The sequence below is a fragment of the Labrys sp. WJW genome (assembly GCF_001676615.1).
Lineage (GTDB): Bacteria > Pseudomonadota > Alphaproteobacteria > Rhizobiales > Labraceae > Labrys > Labrys sedimenti.
Genome location: NZ_LYXZ01000022.1, coordinates 174,227 through 195,341, shown reverse-complemented (window position 1 = coordinate 195,341; position 21,115 = coordinate 174,227). Strand labels below are relative to the sequence as shown.

Here is a 21,115-nt window from a genome sequence, read left to right as displayed (position 1 = left end):
GCTCATATTTGAATTGGAGGAGCCATCAACCGATTAGCTCTATGCCACGATTATATCGACAGAGTCAGATGATTTTCAGGCCTGCTTTGGTTTATTGCGCTCATCCTAGGGGGTTTTTGGTCAGCGTCGCACTAATGCTTCCGGATAGTGCGAGGTCTCCTGCGGCTGATGCAGCGCCCGCCCGCCCTCACTCGGCGGCGGCCAGGCTGTCCCTGTCCAGCGCGGGACCATTGGGGTCGCCGGGGGCGGTCTCCCAACCAAGATCCGGAATCACCGCGATGCGGGCACCGCGCATGTCGACGCGCGTCATCACGAAGTCCGCATTCTGCAGATGGCGGATCTGGCTGCGGGCGCGGCCGGCCGAATGGCTGCCGCAACGCCTGGCGATCTCGGCGTCCGGCGGGCATGGCGCGCCCGTCATCGCCGCCGCCGCGAGAATCAGGAACACGGCCTGGAGATCGGCCGGTACCAGGCGGGCATGGTCGAGCGCACGCTGCCATTGCTCCTGGTCGATACCGTCGGGATCGAGACCGGCGCGGGCTGCGCTGAGCAGGAACTTGAACTCAGCCATGGCCGGCGGCGAGCCGCCGAGCCGTTCGATGCGGCAACGTACGATGAAATCCTGATAGAGCACGGCATCGGTGCGGAAACTGGCATCCGGCTCCTGCATGATCGCAAAGGCGATACGGGCATGGGCCTGCTGCAGCTCGGCCGGTGGCATGGCAGGCAGGGCTTCCTCGCCGGCGGCCTCCGCCGGTCGCTCGCGCACGAGTTGTTCGAGGATCTCGGTGGTCGACATCGGTGGCGGTGTCACCACGCGGCGCTCGGGGCGCGGACGCGGCGCCGCCATCGGCACGGGCGCCAGGATGAGATCGCGCGCCGCCTCGCCCCCTTCCGGCAGCGGCGTCAGCTTGGGCGTCGCCACCTTGGGGCGCGTCTCCACCGGACCGACCTTGATGGGAAGCGGGCGGCGTGACAAGGCCGGGCCGAGCGCCACGAACTGGCCGCGCTGCAGTTCCCGGAAAGTCTCGGCCTGGCGCCGGTCGAGGCCGAGCAGGTCGGCGGCGCGCGCCATGTCGATGTCGAGGAAGGTACGCCCCATCAGGAAGTTGGAAGCCTCGGCGGCGACGTTCTTGGCGAGCTTGGCCAGGCGCTGGGTGGCGATGATGCCGGCAAGGCCGCGCTTGCGGCCGCGGCACATCAAATTGGTCATCGCCCCGAGCGAGACCTTGCGGGCCTCCTCCCCGACCTCGCCGGAGGCGGCAGGCGCAAAGAGCTGGGCCTCGTCGACCACCACCAGCATCGGGAACCAGAAATCGCGCTCGGCATCGAACAGGGCATTGAGGAAGGCGGCGGCGGCCTTCATCTGCATTTCGGCGTCGAGGCTTTCCAGCACCAGCACGGCCGAGACGCGATGCTGGCGCACGCGCTGGGCGATGTGCTCGAGTTCGGCCAGGCTGCGCTCGCCATCGATGACGACATGGCCGTAGCGGTCCGACAGGCTGGCGAACTCGCCTTCGGGATCGACAATGACCTGCTGGACATGCGGCGCGCTCTGTTCGAGCAGCCGGCGCAGGAGATGCGATTTGCCGGAACCGGAATTGCCCTGCACCAACAGGCGGGTGGCCAGCAACTCCTCGATGTCGAGCATTGCAGGCGCACTGCCGGCGGCAGACGCGACGCCCATCTCGATTTCGATCTTCATCTCAAGCAGTGATTCCGGTTTCGCCCCAGCCATAGCGCCCCTGAGGGGTGATCAACAACCCCCGCCCGCGCATGGGAGGGGATTTCCACATGCGGGCATCAACCCAGGCCTGTGGTCTTTCAACAACGCCGTGTCCACAAGGGGCGAAGGCCGGGCGGGGAGACTTGCTTTCGCTCTCGCCCTCGGAGAGGATGCCTTGGGGGGAAGCTTCATCTAAATCGTGTGCACAATGAAGAAACTGGTGTTCGGTCTCGGCCTGCTCGTGATGGCGCCGCCGACGGCTCTCGCCGAAGGCACTGCGCCCAACTGGCGCCCGCCGCCAGCACCAGTGGCCTCCGCCGAACTCCAGGGACCGTCGAATGGTAAATGGCGCCAGGCATGCGGAACGGCCTTGGTCCCCCTTCCCACATCTGGCTTGCGTTTGACCGGGGAAGTTCACGTATCTCTATCCACAATGGCAGCTACCCGCTTTCTTCGCCGAGGAGAGAGATTTCTCGACGTCCCGGTCAATCCGAAATATTTCGCGTATGAACGGTTCGGTATATTGGTCGGTGGCGGTAGCTCGCCACAACGTTGGAGCGCGGTCGCGCCTCCCAGCATGAAGGTACAACCAGGCGACATCGTGACGATTGTCACCCGCCATCAGGACGATACCCTGCCCTGCCATTTCGTACCGAACCTTTTGATCTCTGTCCGGCATAAGAAAACATAGCATCCCGCAGCCGGACTACTCGCCGATACGGTATTCAGCCAACTTGCGCTTCATCGCCTGGAAGCGCCGGACATGGGCCTCGTCGCGGCGCAGGGCAACCGCGGTAGAGAGCACGTCGATCACCACCAGCGCGGCAATGCGTGAGGTGGTGGGCGTGTAGATGTTGGTGTTGTCGAGCGTCTCCACCAGCAGGGCCACGTCGCAATGGGCGGCGAGCGAGGTCTCGAATCCGGTCAGGCCGATGACCTTGGCCCCGTTCTCGCGCGCAGTGCGGGCCACCTCGATGATCGAGCGCGAACGCCCGGTATGGGAGATCACCACCGCGACGTCGCCCGGCTTCATCATCGAGGCGACCATGATCTGCTGGTGGGTGTCGTGCTGGGCACCGCAGGGCACGCCGAACAGCGGGAATTTCTGCTGGGCGTCGCGCGCCACCACGCCCGAGGCCCCCAGGCCGAAAAATTCGATGGCCTTCGCCTTTTCCAGGATGTCGATCGCCCGGGCCAGGGCTGCCTTGTCGAGATGATGGCGTGCCCAGTCGAGGCTGGTGATGGTGTAGTCGAAGATCTTCTCGACCACGGTTTCCGGCGTATCGGTGCCGAGCAGCACCGAATGGGTGGCCGGCGTGCCCAGCGCCAGGCTCTGGGCCAGGCGCAGCTTGAAATCCTGGAAGCCGTTGCAGCCGATGGCGGCGCAGAAGCGGATGACCGTGGGCTCGCTCACCCCGGCGGCGAGCGCCGTCTCCGCCACCGTGGCGTTGAGGATGCGCTGGGGATCGGCCAGGATGAGGTCGGCGACCTTGCGGTCGGACTTGCGCAACTCGCCCAAGGTCAGCCGGATCACCTCGAGCACGTTCTGGATCGTGGTCCGAGGCCCGGGCTGAGATGCGGTCTGATCCGGCAAGGTCATCAACGGCTTCCCCTTCTGGCTCCCTCTTCGGATCGGAGGGCTCAGCCCGCCACCTTGGACGGCCCCGTCAGCCTATACTCGATTCCCGTCCCGGCCCGAAGCAGCCGGGTCGGCCCGGTCATTGCGGCAGCCTTTGCGTCGATCCGCTCGGGTGCAAGCGTGTTGAAGGCAAACATGCCGTAGTGATGGGCGAGCACGGCATCGATGCCGCAGGACGAGGCCAGTTCGACCGCCTCGTCCAGGGTAAGATTGCCAGCGATGCCGGCAGCGGCGAGTGCCGGCGAGCGTCCGTTCACCGGCAGCAGTGCCAGATCGGCCGCCAGAGCCTGCACCTCTTCGACCTGTCCGGCGAAAGGAATGGTATCGCCGGAATGGAAGACGCGGATACCATTCACCCCGAGAGCGTAGCCGAGAAAGACATGATGGCCCCGCTCGTCGCGCTGCAATTCCTCATGGGCAGCCCGCATGGCGCGCACTTCGATGGCCTGGTCGAGCAGGAGCGTTTCGCCGGCATCCATGCCGATCAAGCGGTCCGCATCGAGCCCGGTCCTCTCCTGCGCCAGCTTTAGCGAGGCCGTGGGCACCACCAGGCGCAATTGCGGAAAGCGCCGGATGAGCGGGGTCAATGTCGCCGCGTCGAGGTGGTCGGTGTGGTGGTGCGTGCAGAGGATGAAGTCGAGCGGCGGCAGGTCGTCGATCCCGATCGGTGCCGGCATCATGCGCTCATGCGAAGGGCCACGGTCGCGATATTTCTGCGCCAGCGAATCCGAGAGATAGGGGTCGATCAGCAGGCGGTGCCGGCCGCTGTCGAGGAGGAAGCCGGCCTGCCCGAGCCAATAGAGCGAAAGGCCGGCTTGCGGCCGGCTCGCAAGTTGTCCGGCCAGCGGGCCGGCAAAGGGCAGGACCTCCAGCATTCCCTCACGCCCTCCCCTGCAGGGCATCCATCAGATTGGCGATGGCGACCTCGGTGGCCCTGTCCACGCTTTCCTGGGTAAAACCGCCGATATGGCTGGTGGCAATCACCCTGGCATGGCCGGCGAGAGCGAGGCTCGATGGTGGCTCTTCCTCGAAGACATCGGTGGCGTAACAGCCGAGACGTCCGTCTTCGAGCGCCTGGAGCAAAGCTGCCTCGTCGACCAGCGACGACCGGGCCGTGTTGATCAGCACCGCGCCACGCCGCATCGCCGCGAATTCGGCCGCACCCAGCAGCGGACGGCCATCCGCCGGCGCCGGACAATGGAGGGTCACGACATCGGCTGCCGCCAGCATGTCCGATATCTCGACCCAGCGCAGGCTGCTCGCCTCGACATTGACGGCAGGACGCTGCGGATCATAGGCGAGAATATCCGCCCCCAGCGCGGCGGCCAGGCGCGCGACCTCGGCGCCGATGGCGCCGCAGCCGACCACGCCAACCTTGCGCCCCCGGATCTCGGCACCGATCCGGCGCGGCCAGTTCCCCTGCTTGATGCCGGCATCGCACAGGGGAATCTGGCGGAGCGTTGCGAAGATCAGGCCAATGGCAAGCTCGGCCACACCAGCCGCATTGGCACCGGCGGCGATGCGCACGGCGATCTTGCGCGCGAGCAGCGTATCGATCGGCAGATTGTCGGTTCCAGTGCCGTTGCGGCTGATCGCCCGCAGCGAACCGGCCGCGGCGATGACGCGCGGCGAGATCTTCTCCACCCCCGCCAGCCAACCGGTCACGCCGGGCACGAGCGCGAGCAGGTCCTCCTCGTCCGGCAATTTGCCGGGTGCCGGCATGACGATCTCATGGCCCTGTTTCCTGAGGCGTTCGACCAGGGGATGGGCCGCCGATGTCAGCGAGCGCGGCGTGACCAGGATGCGTTCCATGTCTTCAACTCTCGGTCCCTATAGACTCGCGAAAAACAAGTGAATTGACGGAGTTGTCATCCCCGGCGAGCCACATAGTGGCGAGGGAAGGGGATCCAGGGCTATAAACGCCGCCCTTTGGCCCCTGGATCTCAGTCACAAGCAAAGCTTGTGACGATACCTTCGCCCTCTACTCGCTTCGCTCGCGAGCGGCTCAGCCGGGGATGACAGAGCACTTATTTCTGAACTTCGTCTTCATCCCTTGGAAGCGGCGATGGCGATCTCGCCCAGCCGATCGAAGGACGGGCCGGAAGTCGGGATTTCGATGTCGAAGACCTCGGCGATCACCTGGGTCCAGCCATGCAGGAAATAGGTCCAGCCATCCTCGATCTGGAGATGGCGTGCTGCCTGCTGCCGCCGGGCCTGGTCGAGGAAGACGAGGTCGCCGCGATAGTTGAGGTCCCACACGATCGCGCGTTCCGGAAAGACCACCGCATCGGTGAGCGGCGAGCCGGGCGCGTCCTTGCCGAGACCGGTGGCATTGATCACCACCGAGCCCGGCTTGAGCCCGGCGGTGACGGCATCGTTGTCGGCCGCATCGGGCGCCAGCACATAGTCGACCGGCACGGGCATGCCGATCTCCTCGTGAATGCGCCGGATCTCGTCGAGGCGCGGCTGGCTGCGATTGGAGACCACGATACGCGACGGCCGGTCGGCGCCCCGTTCCTCGCGCACCATGTGCCAGGTCAGGGCAATGGTGGAGCCGCCCGCTCCCATCGAGAAGAGCTCGGCGCCGGTGCGCTCGAAATGGCCCTCGGGAATGAAATTGTCGAGGGCGAGCCCGGAGGAGATCGGATCCTTGGCGTGGCAGATCAGGCGTCCGTCGCGCTTGGACAGGCAGCTCGTCTCCTCCATACGCAGGGCGAAATCGTCGACCTCGTCGAACAGGTCCCGGCAGGCCTTGTAGAGGTCGATCTTGTGGGTGGTGACCAGCGCGCCCAGCGAGAGGGGATCGGCCTTGATGAAGGCCACCGCCTCGCGATAGGCGGCGGGATCGGCATGCAGGGGAAAATCGATGCCCTTGATCACCGCATCCTTTAGGCCCAGATGCTCGGCCCAGGCCGGGAAGACCCGCATGATCGAGCTCTTGGTGGTGGTCACCCCAATGAAATAGAGAGTCGGCTGCGTCGCCGGCTGGTAGCTGCTCATGCCGCGCCCGCCCGGATCGCCTTGACACGCTCGACGGCAGCCTTGGCCTTGGCGGTGATCTCCGCGAATTTGCCGCCGCTGATATCGTCGGGCTTGGCGATCCAGGTGCCGCCGACGGCCGCGACGAAGCGATGCTTGAGCCAGTCACCCATCGTTTCCAGCGTGACGCCGCCGGTCGGGATGAAGCGGACGCCCAGATGATTGAAGGGCGCAGCGATGCCTTCCAGCGCCTTCGGCCCGCCGGCGACACCGGCCGGGAAGAACTTGCACAGGCGCAGGCCAGCGCGGGTGGCCGCGGTGAGATCCGTCGGCGTCATGATGCCGGGCGCGAAGGGCAGGCCGATTGCCTTGGCGGCGGCGACGATCTCCGCATCGAAACCGGGGGACAGGGCAAAGCTCGCACCATTGTCCTTGCAAGCCCTGACCGATTCCAGGTCCAGCACCGTACCGGCGCCGGCCAGGAAGTCCGGCCTCTGGTCGCGCAGGATGGCCAGGACTTCCGCGGCCGCCTTGGTGCGGAAGGTGATCTCGGCAACCGGCAGGCCGCCGGCCGTCAGGGCATCGGCCAACGCGACCGCGTCCGCGGGATTGTCGATCGCGATGACCGGCACCACGCCGATCGCCTCGATCCGCTCAATGGGATTGACGGCCATTGTCTGCGCTCTCCTCAGGGCTTGCCGATGACATCGGCATGGGTGTCAATTTTGTAGCAATGCTACATATTTCAATCGGCCCCGGCAAGATACTCGCCTAATTTTATTGCAACGCAGCATAAATATGTCGGAATTTTCAGTTGACCGACCGGAAAACGTGTAGCATCACTCCAAAAAAATGCGCAAACGATGATGGCGGCATACCCCCATCCTTTTTCAACGAGCGAGCCGAGGACACACCCATGACACAGGATCTCATCCTGGCCATCGATGTCGGAACCGGCAGCGCCAGAGCGGCTCTGGTCGAGGCCGGCAACGGTGCCATCCTGGAGATCGCCGCCAGCGAATATGACCAGATCGTACCGGCTTTCGGCTGGTCGGAACAGCGCCCCGCCGATTGGTGGGCGGGCACCGTCTCGGCCATCCGCACCGTGCTCGAACGCCACGCGGGTGCCGCCGCCAGGATCCAGGCTGTCGCCGCCTGCGGCCAGATGCATGGCACCGTGCTGGTCGACAGCCACGGCAATCCCACACGCGATACCGCGCCCTTGTGGAACGACAAGCGCACGGCGGGCCTGGTGGCAGCCTTCGAGCGGGACAATCCGCCCGCCTCCTATCTTTCCGAGAGCGGCAATCCGCCGACGCCCGCCTGGCCCGGCTTCAAGCTCGCCTGGCTGCGCGACAACGATCCGCAAGCCTATCGCGCCGCCGCGACGGTGCTGATGCCGAAGGACTACATCAACCTGCGGCTCACCGGCGAGATCGCCATGGACGAGGGCGACGCCTCCTGCAGCTTCCTGATGAATCCGGCGAGCGGAAACTGGTCCGCCGCGATGATCGACCGCCTCGGCCTCGATGCCGCCATGCTGCCGCCGATCCGCTCGCCGCTCGACATTCTCGGCCGCGTCACCGCCGGTGCCGCGCTGGAAACCGGGCTTGCCGAGGGTACGCCCGTCCTGGTGGGCGGAGCTGACTATCCGGTGGCGGTGCTGGGCTCGGGCGTCGTCCATCCTGGCACGGCGTCGGATGTGATGGGCACCTCCTCCATCATCACGCTGGTGACCGGCGAACCGCTGCTCGATCCAGAGATCTGCAACGTCCGCACCGTCGAAGGCCATTGGGGGCCGTTCACCCTGCTGGAAACCGGCGGCGATGCCATGCGCTGGGCCCGCCGCGCCTTCCACGAGAAGGCCCTCTCCTACGGCGACATCGTCGCCAAGGCGGCCGAGGCGCCGGCCGGCGCCGAAGGCCTGTTCTTCCTGCCTTTCCTGGCCGGCGAGCGGCTCGGCGCCCATCGCAATGCCCGCGCCCAGTTCTTCGGCATCGGCGCCAAGCATGGCCTCGCCCATCTCCATCGCGCCACGCTCGAAGGGGTGGCCTTCGCGGTCAACCGCCATATCCGGGTGATGGAAGTCTCCACCGGCCAGAAGCTCGAACGCGTGGTCGCCTCAGGCGGCGGCGCCAAGACCGAGCTCTGGCTGAAGATCAAGGCCAGCGCCTACAACGTGCCGATCCTCGTACCCGAGGAAACCGAATGCGGCCTCGTCGGCTGCGCCGCGATGGCCGCAACCGCGGTCGGACGGTTCAGCAAGGTCGAGGACGCCGTCGGCCATTTCGTGCGCTACAGCGCCGAGATCCTGCCCGACCCGGCCTGGGCGGAGACCTATGCCCGCATGCAGCCGGTGTTCGACCGCCTCTACCACCATTCCCAGGCGCTCTACGACGATCTCGACCGGCTGCAGCAAGGCTGAGCCGCCGATCATCCCTTTCTCAAAATTGAAGGAAACCTGCATGCAGGACGTGCTCTCCGCCTTCCGTCCCGGCCTGTTCGAAGGCAAGACCGTCGTGGTCTCCGGCGGTTCCAGCGGCATCGGCCTTGCCATTGCGCAGGGCTTTGCCAGCCTCGGCGCCGATGTCATCGCGACGGGCTCCACCGAGGCGCGCCTTGCCGCGGCCAAGGCCGCCAATGGTGGCCGCTCCATCCGTTTCGAGCAGCTCGACGTGCGCGACAAGGCGGCGGTCGAGCGCTTCTTTGCGGCCCTGCCGGCCCTCGACGTGCTCGTCAACGCCCAGGGCATTGCCCGCCCCGACGCCGAGTGGACCGAAGAGACCTATCTCGAAGTCATCGACGTCAACATGAACAGCGCCATGCGCCTCGCCATGGCAGCCCACCCCCTGCTGGTGAAATCGCAGGGATCGATCATCAACTTCGCCTCGATGCTGAGCTATCTGGCCGATGACAGCGTGCCGGCCTATTGCGCCAGCAAGACCGGGATCATGGGGCTCACACGCGCCCTCGCCCACAAATTCGGGCCCGAGGGCATCCGGGTCAACGCCATCGCGCCCGGCTATCACCGCACCGACATGACCAAGCCCTTGTGGTCAGACCCGGTGCCGGCCGGGAAGATCGCCAGCAAGGCGGCCCTCAAGCGCTGGGGCACGGTCGACGATCTCGTCGGCACCGCTTTGTTCTTCGCCTCGCCCGCCTCGATCTTCGTCACCGCGACCACGCTGCCTGTCGACGGCGGCTATGTCGTCAGCGGCTTCTGACGAAAAATACGGCAACCGTCCTGAAGCAACACCGCCCGGCAAGCCGGGCGGTGTTTTCGTTCATTCTCATTCACAAGGCGGTGCGCCCTGGCCGCCACAACGGCGCTGGCGTCCGCCCCCGCCCGCGGCCGGAGCCCCTTCTTGCGGCGGTGGCCGCAGCCGTTGCATCGGCCGGGACGCCCCACCCTCGAGATCGGGCTGCGCGCGCGGCGGCCGAGTCTGACGCGGTGCATTCAGAGCCGGTTCCATGTCCGGCGCAGGCGCCTGGTTCAAGCGCTTCTGGCGCGGCATGGGTGCACCACCCTCGTCACCACCACCCGGCTGGCCCTGCAGGACGCGCGGCCGGCGACCGGATGGCTGGGCCGGTTCGTCCGGCTGAGCAAATCCGGCATCGGGCTGGCGGGGACGACGACGGCCCGGCTGAGGCTGCGGCTGCCCGCTGCCATCCGGCAAAGCCCGTCCGGCTGGTGGCAAGGGTTCGCCAAGGCCCTGTCCATCCTGGGCCGGGCGACGCTTGCGGCCTGCCGGCTGCGCCGGCGCTCCAGCATCTGGCACAGCCTGTTCCTCGGGCGTGGCGCCTGGCCGCGGAGCCTGGGCGCCGTCATCCTGTGGCTGACGCCCCTTTGGCCGTTTGCGACCGGGAAGCGGCTGCGACTCATCGGTTCCCGGCAATGGCTTGCCGAGCTGCTGGCCGTTCCCGAGCGGAGGCTGAGCGCTGCCGTCCGGCTGCGGTTGCCCCGGCTTCACACGGCCTTGGCCCTTCTGCCCCGGAAGGGGTTTTTGGGGCTGGGTCTGATCCGGCTGCCCCTCGGGCTGTGCCCCCGGCAGTGGTTGGCCGAGCTGACCGGGTTTGCCGGCTTTGCCAGCAGGCTGCTTGCGGCCGGGCAGCGGGGTTTCGCCCAATGGCGGCTTGCCATTGTCGAGCGGCAGGGCCTCGCCATTCATGCCCGGCAGGGCCTTGCCCGGCTGGCCTTGTCCAGGCTTCAGGCCGGGCTGGCGCTGGCCCGGCTTGGCTTCATCAGGCTGGGCCGCCTGGCCCGGCAGGAGTTGTCCGGGCTGGGCTCGTCCTGGCTTGGTTTCATCCGGCTGAACGGCTTGGCCCGGCTGGACCCGTCCCGGCAGCAGCCGGCCGGGCTGACCCGGTTGAGCCTGCCCCGGTTTCAGCGTACCGGGCTGCCCGGGTTGACCTTCCTGCCCCGGCAGCAGCCGACCGGGCTGACCTTCCTGGCCGGGAATCGCTTGGCCCGGAAGAGCCTGTCCCGGCAGAAGGCGTCCCGGCTTTTGTGGTTCGCCGGGAGTCGGAGCCAGACCGGGCTCACCCGGCTGCGGCGCCGCAGCCGGCTGCGTCATGCCGGGCTGGCCACCCCGCCCGCCACGATTGCGCAGGAAGGGCGGCAGGGCGACGCGCGCCGCGGCAGCCGCTGCACCAATGGCAATCGCCGCGCCGGCCGCTTTCTCTCCGGTCGTCAGGCCACCCTCGCCCTCCTGGCGCCGCATGCGCTCGGGAGGGGCTTCCAGCGTCTCGTTGATGACGGTGGCGTTGTGGATGTTGTTGAAGATGAAATTCTGCGGTGGCGGCTCCACGTAACGCGGCGGCCGCACCCATTCGGGCACCGCCACATAGCGCGGCGACGGCAGCACATACTCGTCGACCGGCGGCGGCGGCGGCGGCAGCTCCACGAAATCGCGGGGCGGCGGCGGCAGGAAGATCACCGGCGGCGGCGGGGGCGGCGGCAGGTCGAATTCGGGATCGGAGAAGACGATCACCGGGCGTTCGACATAGACGACCTCGACTTCCGGCGGCGGCGGCACGTCATACTCGATCACGTCGAAACGCGCCGGCGGCTCGATCTCGGCCGACAGATATCTCAGGCGGCGGCGGGCGTCCCAGGCATGGGGGCCGCGCGGATAGCGCTTGAGATAGGACCAGTAGGCATTGGGCGTATCGCGCTTCCAAGTCTCGTGCCAGGTGATGGCCTCGCGCCGGGCGGCCACGATAGCGCGCACGCGCTTGGCCATGGGATCGCGCGGAAAGGCGGTCAGGAAGTCCTGATAGCCCTGCATGGTGTCCCGATCCACGGCAGCGACATAGGCATCACGCGCGTCGAAATCGGCGATGCGCTTGGACTGCATCGCCTTGTCCTCTTCGAGGGAAACCTGGGGAGCAGGCGCATCGGCCGCACGGTCGAAGAAGGCGAAGGGCTCGCCGAGCTTCGACGCGCTCCAAGGCAGCACCGCGCCATTGGTCCTCTCGCTCACCCGCAACCGGGTACGGTCGAACACATCGGCGATCGGCAGCCCGCCCGTCCGCATCATTTCGGCGAGGGCCTGGGCATAGGCGCCATAAGGCCCCTGCTCAGCCGGCCCCACCGTGCCGGGTGCCGCATTGAAGGCGATCAGCGAATTGGGCTCGGCATCGACGAGCGCCAGGCCGCCGGCCAGGGGCTGGTCGCCGCGGGCGAACTGGTTGGCGCGCGCGCCGTCGATCACCACGATGCTGGCCTTCAGCTGCAAGGCGCCGAGCGGCCGAGTGAAATCGGAGAGCCGTACCGCCTCTGCCGGCACGGAAGCTGGCGTCTGGATGGCAGCGTCGACGGGCACGAAGTAGTTCTGCCCTTCCGACTGCAGGCCATAACCGGCCAGATAGACGAAAGCCACCGTGTCGGGTCCCGATGCGGAGGCCTTGTCGAGGAATTCACGGAACGCCTTGCGCAGCGAATCCTGGTCCAGGTCGCGGGCGCCTGTCACGTCAAAACCGGCGGCCTGCAGGGTCTGGGCGATAAGGCCCGCATCATTGGCGCTGGTCGCCAATGGTCCGGCCTTGTAGTCGGCATTGCCGATGACGAGGGCAATGCGCTTTTCGCCCTGGCTCTGTGCCCGGGCTGGTTGCAGCGGCAAACTCGCCGCGAGCAGGATGAACAGGAGCGCAAAAGCGCTGCGGAATGTCGCGGACATTGATCTGGCCCTCTTGGTTTCCACCCGGCGTGGGCCGAGCTCGAACGGCTCATGGCCTGTGAGTACAACCTAAGCGATAGCTTGGCCGACTTGTATGGCGTGTGAACCAAAAGGGGCTGTTTTGGGGCGTTGTAGCGGCAATAGAGAGGCCACCGCCTCGAAAGCGGGTGGCAAGCGCTAATTCTGGTCCTGGCAGAGAATGACCGGCGACGCCAGGGCGGCGACGTAGCCGGCCCCCTGATAGACCTGGGCGTTGTTGGCGCCCGGCGGCAGCAGGAAGGAGCCGCTCACCACCTGCGGGACATTGCCGACCTGCAGGAGGCTCCAGCTGAAATTGCACAGCTGCGCCGGTTTGGTCGGTGCCAGGTGCGAGCAATTGAGCAGCGCGGCTCCAAGCATGGCGGCGCCGCCGCAGCTGACGAAGCGCGGCGCGGCGGCCGCCGAATGCGTGCCGAGCATCAGGGCAAACCAGGTCGCGCACAGCAAGCCGGCCCCCGTCAGGGCCGGACCCCGATCAAATCTCGCGTGATCAGCAGCCATTTTGCGGTCCGCACCATCTGGGCGATTGCATTTGAGGCATCCTTGTTATAATCATGGATAAATATAAGCAAGCTTATAATTAGAACGGCATGTTCTAGATATGCTCAACCAGCCCACCCTCGGCTTCATCCTGCATGACGTCGCCCGCCTGATGCGAAAGCGCTTCGAACAGCGGGCCGGCGATATCGGCTTGACGCGTTCGCAATGGCAGGCGCTCGCCTTCCTCTCCCGCAGCGAAGGGATCCATCAGAGCGGGCTGGCCGAACTGCTCGAAATCGAACCAATCACCTTGGTGCGCATTCTCGACAAGCTCGAAGCGCGCGGGCTGATCGAACGGCGCCAGCATGCGAGCGACCGTCGGGTCTGGCTGCTCTTCCTGACGCCGGCCGCCCATCCCATTCTCGCCGAGATGCGCGCTCTCGGCGACCGGACCCGGGCGGAGGCCCTGGCTGGTATCCCGGACGAAGACCGCGTGAAACTACTCGACACCCTGACGCAGATGAAGGCCAACCTTCTCGAAGCCTGCCGCCAGCCGGTCGACGACAAGGAGGCAAAACATGGCTGATGGCAGCAACCAGGCCCAGAAACTCGAAAACCCCATCGAGATCGAGCGGCTTTCCAACGACAAGGCCGGTCAGGATGCGGTCACGCCGCAGCCGGCCAAGATGCGCAAGCGCTCGCTGACCCGCCCCCTGCTCTTTGCCCTGCTTCCCGTCGCCCTCGTCGCCGGCGGCTATTTCTACGTCACCGGCGGGCAGGTGATGGAGACGGACAACGCGTATGTGCAGGCGGCGATGGTCGGCATATCCACTGATGTCGCCGGTACGGTGGTGGAGATCGACGTCGTCGAGAACCAAGCCGTCAAGAAGGGAGACGTGCTCTACCGCATCCGTCCCGGCAGCTACCGCACGGCCCTGGAGGGCGCGGAGGCGCAGCTCGGCACCGTACGCAACCAGGTTCTGACCCTGCAGGCGAGTTACGCCCAGGCCGAAGCCCAGATCGAACAGGCCAAGGCGGACATTCCCTATTACGAGGCCCAGTTCAAGCGCCAGCAGGACCTGCAATCCTCCAGCGCCGCCTCCAAGCAGAGCTTCGATCAGGCCAAGCATGATCTCGATGCGGCGCGCCAGAAGGTCATCGTGGCCCAGGCCAACGCCCAGGCCATGCTGGCCCAGCTTGGCGGCGACGCCTCCCTGCCGGTGGAAAAGAACCCCTTCTACCTCCAGGCCCAATCGGCCGTCGACAATGCCAAGCGCGACCTCGGCGACACCGAGGTGCGGGCACCCTTCGACGGCATCGTCACCAATGTCGATTCCCTGCAGCGCGGCGCCTATCTCAACGCCTCCCAGCGGGCCTTCAACCTGGTTTCCACCACCGATATGTGGGTGGACGCGACCCCGAAGGAAACCGAGCTCACCTATGTCAAGCCCGGCCAACCGGTCGAGATCTCGGTCGACACCTATCCGGGCGTGACCTGGACCGGCAAGGTCGAAACCATCAGCCCGGCCTCCGCCTCCAGCTTCTCCCTGCTCCCGGCGCAGAACAGCTCGGGAAATTGGGTGAAGGTGGTCCAGCGCATTCCCATGCGCGTCAGCATCGATCCCGCGCCCGACAAGCCGAGCCTGCGTATGGGCATGAGCGCGGTGGTCGGTGTCGACACCGGCCATGCCCGCGGCCTGCCCAGCTTCGTGACGAACTGGTTCGGCCAGGCCAAGCCCCAAGGCAACCATCAGGCCGGCTGACGACAACGCCGTCGCGCGTTGCCGCGTGCCGGCCCGCTTTTTGAGCATCTGATTATTTCATCACCTATCGTTGCGAACGAGGCCTGCCATGAGCGCATCCGCCACCGCGAGCGCCGGCCAAATCTCCAGCCCCGCCCTGCCTGCTCCCAAGGTCGCCAATCGCGGCGCCATCACCGCCTGCGTCATCCTGGCCGTGATCATGCAGGCACTGGACACCACCATCGCCAATATCGCGCTGCCCCACATCCAGGGCAGCGTCGCCGCCAGCCAGGACCAGATCAACTGGGTGCTGACCTCCTATATCGTGGCGGCGGCGATCATGACGCCGCCTTCGGGCTTCCTGGCGGCCCGTTTCGGCCGCAAGAGGCTGCTGCTCGTCTCCATCATCGGCTTCGTGATCGCCTCCATGTTGTGCGGCATGGCGCAATCCCTGGTGCAGATCGTCGGCTTCCGCCTGATGCAAGGCGTGTTCGGCGCCGCTTTGGTGCCGCTCGCCCAGGCAATCATGCTGGACATCTACACGCCCGAGGAACGCGGCGGAGCGATGGCCGTGTTCGGTGTCGCCGTGATGGTGGGCCCCGTGCTCGGCCCCGTCATCGGCGGCTGGCTCACCGACCACATTTCCTGGCGCTGGATCTTCTATATCAACCTGCCGATCGGTCTCGTCGCGATGCTCGGCGTGATGGCCTTCGTCACCGAGACCCGCAGCAGCACGGCCGTGAAGCTCGACTGGCTCGGCTTCGGCATGCTCTCCATCGCCATCGGCGCCCTGCAGGTGCTGCTCGACCGCGGCGAACAGCTCGACTGGTTCTCCTCCGGCGAGATCCAACTCGAGGCGCTGATCTGCGCCGCTGCCTTCTACATCTTCCTGGTCCATACCTTCACGGGCAAGGATACCTTCGTGAAGCCGCGCCTGTTCGTGGACCGCAATTTCGCGGTCGGCGTGGTGCTCATATCAGCCGTCGGCCTGACCTATTACGCCGCCATGGCGCTGATGACGCCCTATCTGCAATCGCTGATGGGCTATCCCGTGGTGACCGCCGGCCTGGTGATGGGGCCGCGCGGCATCGGCACCATGGTCTGCATGTTCATCGTCGGCCGCCTGGTCGGAAAGCTCGACACCCGCCTGCTCCTGCTGATCGGCTTCGGCCTGACGGCCTGGTCGCTCTACGACATGACCGGCTGGACCCCCGACATCTCGCAATGGCAGATCATCGTCACCGGCTTCGTGCAGGGGGCAGGCCTGGGCTTCCTGTTCGTACCGCTGACCACCGTGACCTTCCAGACCCTCGATGCCAGCCTGCGCGGCGACGGCACCGGCCTCTACAACCTGTCGCGCAATATCGGCTCCAGCGTCGGCATCTCCATGACCTCGGCCCTGCTGATCGAAAGCACCCAGGCCAACCACGCCGATCTTGTCACCCACCTCACGCCCTACAACCAGGCCCTGCAGGACATGGCCCGGGCCAAGCTGATCGACCCACTGAGCGCGGCGGGGCAGACCATGCTCGACGGCATGGTCGGCCAGCAGGCGACCATCATCGCCTATATCAATGATTTCAAGCTGATGATGCTGCTGACGTTGGCCGCGATGCCGCTGGTTTTCTTCCTGCGAAAGGCGGCCAAGCCTCCGGAAATGGACCACAGCATGGCGATGGAGTGAGAGCCTGATGCGGTTCGCTTGAGAGCAAAAGCTCCGATTTGAGCCTCCGGGACTTTATGCCATGTTGTCCGGAGGCGGCACCTGCCGCGCTCGAACCACAGGCGATGGCCGTGCCATGGAACCAGGGCTCCCTCTGTCCCGCTTTGTGCAGTGGAATCGCGGCCTCGCCGAGGCATTCGCCGCGACCTCCCCGGCGCAGTTGGCGGTTCGCTTCGCACCGGGCGCACGCAACCTCCTGGCGGCGGACAGCTGCCATGTCGGCCTCTACTTGCGGGAAGGCGCCTGCGTCACCATCGACGGCGACCGGCCCGACCGCTGGAACCGCCAATATGACAGGGGCCTCTTTCGCCAGGATCCCTTCTTCCAGAAATTCGCTGCCACGCGGCACGATTTCCTGCTGCCCCTGTCCAGCTTCGACAGCTTCCATTTCGAGAAGACGCCCTATTATCGGGACTTCTACCGGCCGTCGCAGACCATCGACGAGATCACCGGCGTGTTCAATCTTTCACCCGTCGCCGCGGGCTATGTGACCTTCTTCCGCCATCGGGGAAGCCCCGGCTTCATCCCTGCCGACCTCGCACTGGCCGAGGGGGCCGGCGATGGCATCCGGTTGGTGCTGGAACGGCTTTGGCGGCTATGGCAGGCTGGCGACCGGACTGGCCGTATCGGCGGCGAGACCGGGCTGAGCGCCCGGGAACGGCAGATCCTGGACCTCTTGCTGGAAGGCGGCTGCGCCAAATCCATCGCCCGCAGGCTTGTCATATCGCCCGGCACCGTCCGCAACCACATCAAAAGCATCTATGCCAAGCTGGGTGTGCACTCCCAGGTCGAACTGCTTGCCGGCGAAGGCGGCAGGCGCTCGCTCTGAGGCGTCTTCTCACGACAGCTTCACTGCCCCGTCAGGATCCGCGTCCAGGCCCTGGTCTGGCGGCGCAGCACCGCCACGTCGGAATTGGTCACCACGAACAGCCGCGCCTTCACGTCCTCCGGCGGATAGATGCCGGGGTCCTTGGCAATCGCCTCGGTCAGCAATGGCCGCGCTTCCGGCACCGCATTGGCATAGGATATGAAATTGGAATTGGCCGCCGCGATGTCCGGCCGAAGATTGAAGTCGATCCAGCGCATGGCGTTGTCGGGATGCGGCGCGTCCTTGGGCACGGCCATGGTGTCGAAATTCACCAGCGTGCCCTCCCGCGGAATGGCATAGGCCACCTCGACCGGCTTGGCCGCCGCCGCTCCGCGCGTCTTGGCCTGCAGGATATCGCCTGACCAGCCCAGCGCCAGGCAAATGTCGCCATTGGCCAGATCGTTGATGTAGCGCGAGGAATGGAAATAGCGGATGAAGGGCCGCACCTTCTTCAGCAGGGTCTCGGCCTTGGCGAGATCGTCCGGAGCGGTCGAATGCGGATCGAGCTTGAGATAGGCCAGCGCCATCGGAATCACCTCGGTCGGCGCATCGATCATGGCAACGCCGCAATCGGCGAAGCGCTGGACGATCGCCGGGTCGAAGATCATGGCGAAGGAATCGACGGGCGCATCCGGCATGCGGCGCTTGATGGCCTCGACATTGTAACCGATGCCGTCGGTCACGCCCATGTAAGGCATGGCGTGCTGGTTGCCGGGGTCTGCCTTTGCAATCAGGGCCAGCACCTGAGGGTCGACCTTGGCGGCATTGGGCATGGCATCGCGCCGCAAGGGCTGCAGGGTCTCGGCCTTGATCTGGTTCCTGAGGAAGGGAAAGGCGGAGGGATATACCACGTCATAGCCGGAACGACCGGCCAGCAGTTTGGTCTCCAGCATCTCGTTGCCGTCGTAATTGTCGTAGGCGACCTTGATGCCGGTCTCCTTCTGGAATTTCTCCACCGTGTCGGGGGCGATGTAGTCCGTCCAATTGTAGACGTTGACTACCGTCTCGTCCTCGGCCTGGACCGGCGCGAAGCCGATAATGGCAAGACCTGCAGCAAGGGCAATCGAACGAAGCAGGGAGCGCATGTGAACCTCCTTGGCAGCTTCCAGGGCACTTCCGATCGGATCGGAACAGAGATGGCCGGTTTGAAGCTCGCTAGCCGTGACGGCCGGCATAGACGGGCAGCGTGATGCAGGCGACATTGCCGCCGCCGAGCAGGATCTCGCGGGAATTCTCGATTCCGACGATGGCGTGGTCCGGGAAGAGCCCGGCCAGGACGGCCTTGGCGGGACGATCCAGGGCGCAGCCGAATTCGGGGACTACCACCACGCTGTTGCCGGGATAGTAGTTGATGTAGCTCGCCGCGATGCGGTTGCCCGCCGGCCGCGCCCAGCTCGTCTCGACCTGGTCCACGCCCTCGCTTTCCTCGGCCGTGACCTCGATCGGCAGGGGATGGGGCAGCTTGTGCACTTTCAGCGCCCTGCCCCGGCCGTCGCGCGCCGAGCGCAGCACGTCCTCGGCCTCGCGCACGATCTCATATTGCGGGTCGTCTCTCTCGTCGGTCCAGCTCAGCACCACCTCACCGGGGCGCACGAAGCAGCAGATGTCGTCGACATGGCCGTCGGTCTCGTCGAAGGCGAAGCCTCGGGGCAGCCAGACGATGGTGTCGATGCCGAGATAGTCGGCGAGCTGCTGCTCCACCGCCGCAAGGCCGAGATGGCCGTTGCGGTTGGCATTGAGCAGGCATTGCGCGGTGGTGATCAGCGTGCCCTGTCCGTCGCATTGCAGGCCGCCGCCCTCGGCGATCAGGCTGGAGCGATAGCGGTGCATTCCCTCCATTTCGAGGATCTTGTGGGCAAGCTGGTCATCGAGGTCCCAGGGGAAATAGAGCCCGCCATTCAGCCCGCCATAGGCGTTGAAGCTCCAGTCGACGCCGCGCACCTCGCCCTGGTCGTTGATCACGAAATTGGGTCCGCTGTCGCGCAGCCAGGAATCATTGCTCGACATTTCGACCAGCCGCACCGTGTCGGGCAGGCAGGCCCGGGCATGACGCCACTGCCGCGCCGAGACGATCACCGTGACCGGCTCGCTTGCGGCGATCGCGGCGGCGACCCTCGCGAACAGCTTCTGTGCCGGCTTGGCCCCCAGCCGCCAGGTATCGGGCCGCTCGGGCCAGATCAGCCAGCAACCGGCTTTCGGCTCGAACTCGCCGGGCGCGCGGAAACCATCCTGCCGCGGCGTGGTGGTGAGCGTCTTCGACAAGGCCTTCCCCTCAGATCCGGTACCGCCTCAGCGGCTTGCCCGTCATCGTAGGAGCCCTGCCGGGGCCGACGCCATGTCCCATTTGGGATAGAGCGTCTTCCGGAGAAGTCATCGAAATCATGCTTGCGCCGGACGGCTCACCCCGCCTTTCGCCGCGCCTCCACCGCCGTGATGAAACCGGCATAGCTCCAGGCCAGATGCTTGGCGGAAGTATGCTCGCCGGTCACCCGGTCGAACTGCTCGGACATTTCCCCGTCATCGGGCGTGAAGGCGCGGATGGTCTCGAGATAGGCGTCCCCGCGCGCCTTCAGGCGATCGGCAGCGGCAGGATCCGCCGCACGCAGGGCCGCCGCGCGCAGATAGCAGAATTCGGCCGCCGCCTGCGTCGAGAAGTAATAAGCCCCGCCGGAGTAATATTCGTCGCCCCGGTAGCGGCCGAGGGCGATGCCGCGTCCCTCCGGCCGGCCTCGGTTGATCGCATAGTCCTCTTCGAAGATCGCATCGAGGCGATCCAGCGTCGCTTCCATCCGGGTGTCGTGGGGCGAATGCGTGGGCAGGGCACCGCCGGCATGGATCGCGGCGAGGATGACGGCGATGTCGAGATCCTTCGGCGTCGGCTTGCCGTCCTCGGTCAGGCGGGAGCGGTAGAAGCCTGCCTCGGGCTGCCAGAAATGATGGAGACGGCCCTGGATCTCGGCGGCATCCGCCCGGGCGCGCTGGGCGGTCGCGGCATCTCCCTGCGCCGCCAGCCAGGAGGCCCCCTCCTCCAGCGCCGCCGCCTCGATGCGCAGCGTATAGTAGTGATGCGCCTTTTCCTCCTCCCAGATGTCGTAGCTCGGCTCGCGCCAATGGGCGAGGACGAAGCGGATGTCCTCGTCCAGCAGGGTCGCGACGGCATCGTCATGCCTGACACCGAAGGATCGGCCCGAGGCCCAGCGCAGCACCGTCAGCACGCGGGCCGCGATACCGTCATATTGCGGGCGGTTCCAGCGCGAGATGTCGAGGGATCCGTCCGGGTTGACCCGCGTTTCGCCGCGGACCACCACGCTGGCCAGATCCGCATCCTCGCGCACGAATTGCCGATAGTCCTCGGCGACCCTGGCTCGCCAATCCGGGTGCTCGACCCAATCGGCGCCCCTGAGGGCGTTGAGCGACAGGCTGAAATCGACGAAATCGCAGAAATGCGCCGCTGCCATGTCGCTGTCGAGCCAGCGGGGATCGATCTGCCGGAGGGCGTCGATCACCACGGCCGAGTCGCGGTACCAGTGAAAGAAATAGTCGGGATCCGGATCGTAGGAGGCCGGCACGGGCGACGCCACCACCGAGCCCCGTACTGGAGTCACGGTCTGGCCGAAGCCCGGCCGCTCCTTCACAGTGGCCGTGGCGGAGATGGCAAGCTGCATGTTCCGGACGGCAATGGGGTATTGCCGCTCGATCCAGCGATCCAGATCCGTGATCACGCTCATCTTCTCTCTCCG

The 21,115-nt window shown here is 66.1% G+C and carries 18 protein-coding genes; 7 read left to right on the top strand and 11 right to left on the bottom strand.

Features of this window, described 5'->3' with window-relative positions; all coding sequences use genetic code 11:
* Positions 1-187: 187 nt before the first annotated feature.
* Positions 188-1,705, bottom strand: coding sequence for a helicase HerA domain-containing protein (locus BA190_RS16220; RefSeq protein WP_068289334.1), 1,518 nt, complete (start codon positions 1,703-1,705; stop codon positions 188-190).
* A gap of 229 nt (positions 1,706-1,934) precedes the next feature.
* Between BA190_RS16220 and BA190_RS35935 the strand changes: the two genes are divergently transcribed.
* Positions 1,935-2,417: a hypothetical protein gene (locus tag BA190_RS35935; protein WP_156771539.1), complete on the top strand. Its 483-nt coding sequence runs from the start codon at positions 1,935-1,937 to the stop codon at positions 2,415-2,417.
* 15 nt (positions 2,418-2,432) lie between these two features.
* Here the strand turns inward: BA190_RS35935 and hexR are convergent, their stop codons facing one another.
* The 5 genes from hexR to BA190_RS16195 all read right to left on the bottom strand — a co-directional run bounded on the left by hexR (position 2,433) and on the right by BA190_RS16195 (position 7,018).
* Positions 2,433-3,326: a transcriptional regulator HexR gene (gene hexR, locus BA190_RS16215; RefSeq protein WP_068289331.1), complete on the bottom strand. Its 894-nt coding sequence runs from the start codon at positions 3,324-3,326 to the stop codon at positions 2,433-2,435.
* A gap of 41 nt (positions 3,327-3,367) precedes the next feature.
* A complete protein-coding gene (locus BA190_RS16210; protein WP_068289328.1) occupies positions 3,368-4,240 on the bottom strand; it encodes an MBL fold metallo-hydrolase in 873 nt (290 codons plus the stop codon).
* Between the two features lie 4 nt (positions 4,241-4,244).
* Positions 4,245-5,177 (bottom strand): phosphoglycerate dehydrogenase, encoded by a 933-nt coding sequence (locus BA190_RS16205; protein ID WP_068289325.1) that lies wholly within the window; start codon positions 5,175-5,177, stop codon positions 4,245-4,247.
* Between the two features lie 234 nt (positions 5,178-5,411).
* Entirely contained in the window at positions 5,412-6,365 is a 954-nt protein-coding gene (locus BA190_RS16200; protein WP_068289323.1) for a shikimate dehydrogenase, read from the bottom strand.
* The gene (locus BA190_RS16195; protein WP_068289321.1) at positions 6,362-7,018 is read right to left on the bottom strand and encodes a bifunctional 4-hydroxy-2-oxoglutarate aldolase/2-dehydro-3-deoxy-phosphogluconate aldolase; all 657 of its coding nucleotides are present in this window, start codon (positions 7,016-7,018) and stop codon (positions 6,362-6,364) included. Before BA190_RS16195 ends, BA190_RS16200 begins: the two co-directional genes overlap by 4 nt.
* Positions 7,019-7,260: 242 nt before the next feature.
* Here BA190_RS16195 and BA190_RS16190 point away from each other — a divergent pair, with 242 nt between their 5' ends.
* On the top strand, positions 7,261-8,769 hold the full coding sequence (locus tag BA190_RS16190; protein ID WP_068289319.1) for an FGGY-family carbohydrate kinase: 1,509 nt from the start codon (positions 7,261-7,263) through the stop codon (positions 8,767-8,769).
* A 40-nt stretch (positions 8,770-8,809) separates the two neighbouring features.
* On the top strand, positions 8,810-9,568 hold the full coding sequence (locus tag BA190_RS16185) for an SDR family NAD(P)-dependent oxidoreductase (protein ID WP_068289317.1): 759 nt from the start codon (positions 8,810-8,812) through the stop codon (positions 9,566-9,568).
* Between the two features lie 66 nt (positions 9,569-9,634).
* On the opposite strand, the gene BA190_RS16180 is transcribed toward BA190_RS16185, so the two are convergent.
* Together BA190_RS16180 and BA190_RS16175 are read right to left on the bottom strand one after the other, a co-directional pair.
* Complete coding sequence (locus BA190_RS16180; RefSeq protein WP_068289313.1) at positions 9,635-12,523, bottom strand: caspase domain-containing protein; 2,889 nt, start codon at positions 12,521-12,523, stop codon at positions 9,635-9,637.
* Positions 12,524-12,700: 177 nt separating this feature from the next.
* Positions 12,701-13,063, bottom strand: coding sequence for a hypothetical protein (locus BA190_RS16175; RefSeq protein ID WP_156771538.1), 363 nt, complete (start codon positions 13,061-13,063; stop codon positions 12,701-12,703).
* Between the two features lie 100 nt (positions 13,064-13,163).
* Here BA190_RS16175 and BA190_RS16170 point away from each other — a divergent pair, with 100 nt between their 5' ends.
* From BA190_RS16170 to BA190_RS16155, 4 genes are all read left to right on the top strand, one after another.
* Positions 13,164-13,628, top strand: a complete 465-nt coding sequence (locus BA190_RS16170) for a MarR family winged helix-turn-helix transcriptional regulator (protein ID WP_068289307.1) — start codon at positions 13,164-13,166, stop codon at positions 13,626-13,628.
* Complete coding sequence (locus BA190_RS16165; RefSeq protein WP_082979778.1) at positions 13,621-14,805, top strand: HlyD family secretion protein; 1,185 nt, start codon at positions 13,621-13,623, stop codon at positions 14,803-14,805. The genes BA190_RS16170 and BA190_RS16165 overlap by 8 nt, the downstream gene beginning before the upstream one ends.
* A gap of 88 nt (positions 14,806-14,893) precedes the next feature.
* Entirely contained in the window at positions 14,894-16,468 is a 1,575-nt protein-coding gene (locus BA190_RS16160) for a DHA2 family efflux MFS transporter permease subunit (protein WP_068289304.1), read from the top strand.
* Positions 16,469-16,583: 115 nt separating this feature from the next.
* On the top strand, positions 16,584-17,336 hold the full coding sequence (locus tag BA190_RS16155; protein WP_068289300.1) for a LuxR C-terminal-related transcriptional regulator: 753 nt from the start codon (positions 16,584-16,586) through the stop codon (positions 17,334-17,336).
* Positions 17,337-17,356: 20 nt separating this feature from the next.
* On the opposite strand, the gene BA190_RS16150 is transcribed toward BA190_RS16155, so the two are convergent.
* From BA190_RS16150 to BA190_RS16140, 3 genes are all read right to left on the bottom strand, one after another.
* The gene (locus BA190_RS16150; RefSeq protein WP_068289534.1) at positions 17,357-18,460 is read right to left on the bottom strand and encodes a polyamine ABC transporter substrate-binding protein; all 1,104 of its coding nucleotides are present in this window, start codon (positions 18,458-18,460) and stop codon (positions 17,357-17,359) included.
* 70 nt (positions 18,461-18,530) lie between these two features.
* On the bottom strand, positions 18,531-19,637 hold the full coding sequence (gene aguA, locus BA190_RS16145) for an agmatine deiminase (protein WP_068289297.1): 1,107 nt from the start codon (positions 19,635-19,637) through the stop codon (positions 18,531-18,533).
* A 137-nt stretch (positions 19,638-19,774) separates the two neighbouring features.
* The gene (locus BA190_RS16140) at positions 19,775-21,103 is read right to left on the bottom strand and encodes a glycoside hydrolase family 15 protein (protein ID WP_068289294.1); all 1,329 of its coding nucleotides are present in this window, start codon (positions 21,101-21,103) and stop codon (positions 19,775-19,777) included.
* Positions 21,104-21,115: the final 12 nt, after the last annotated feature.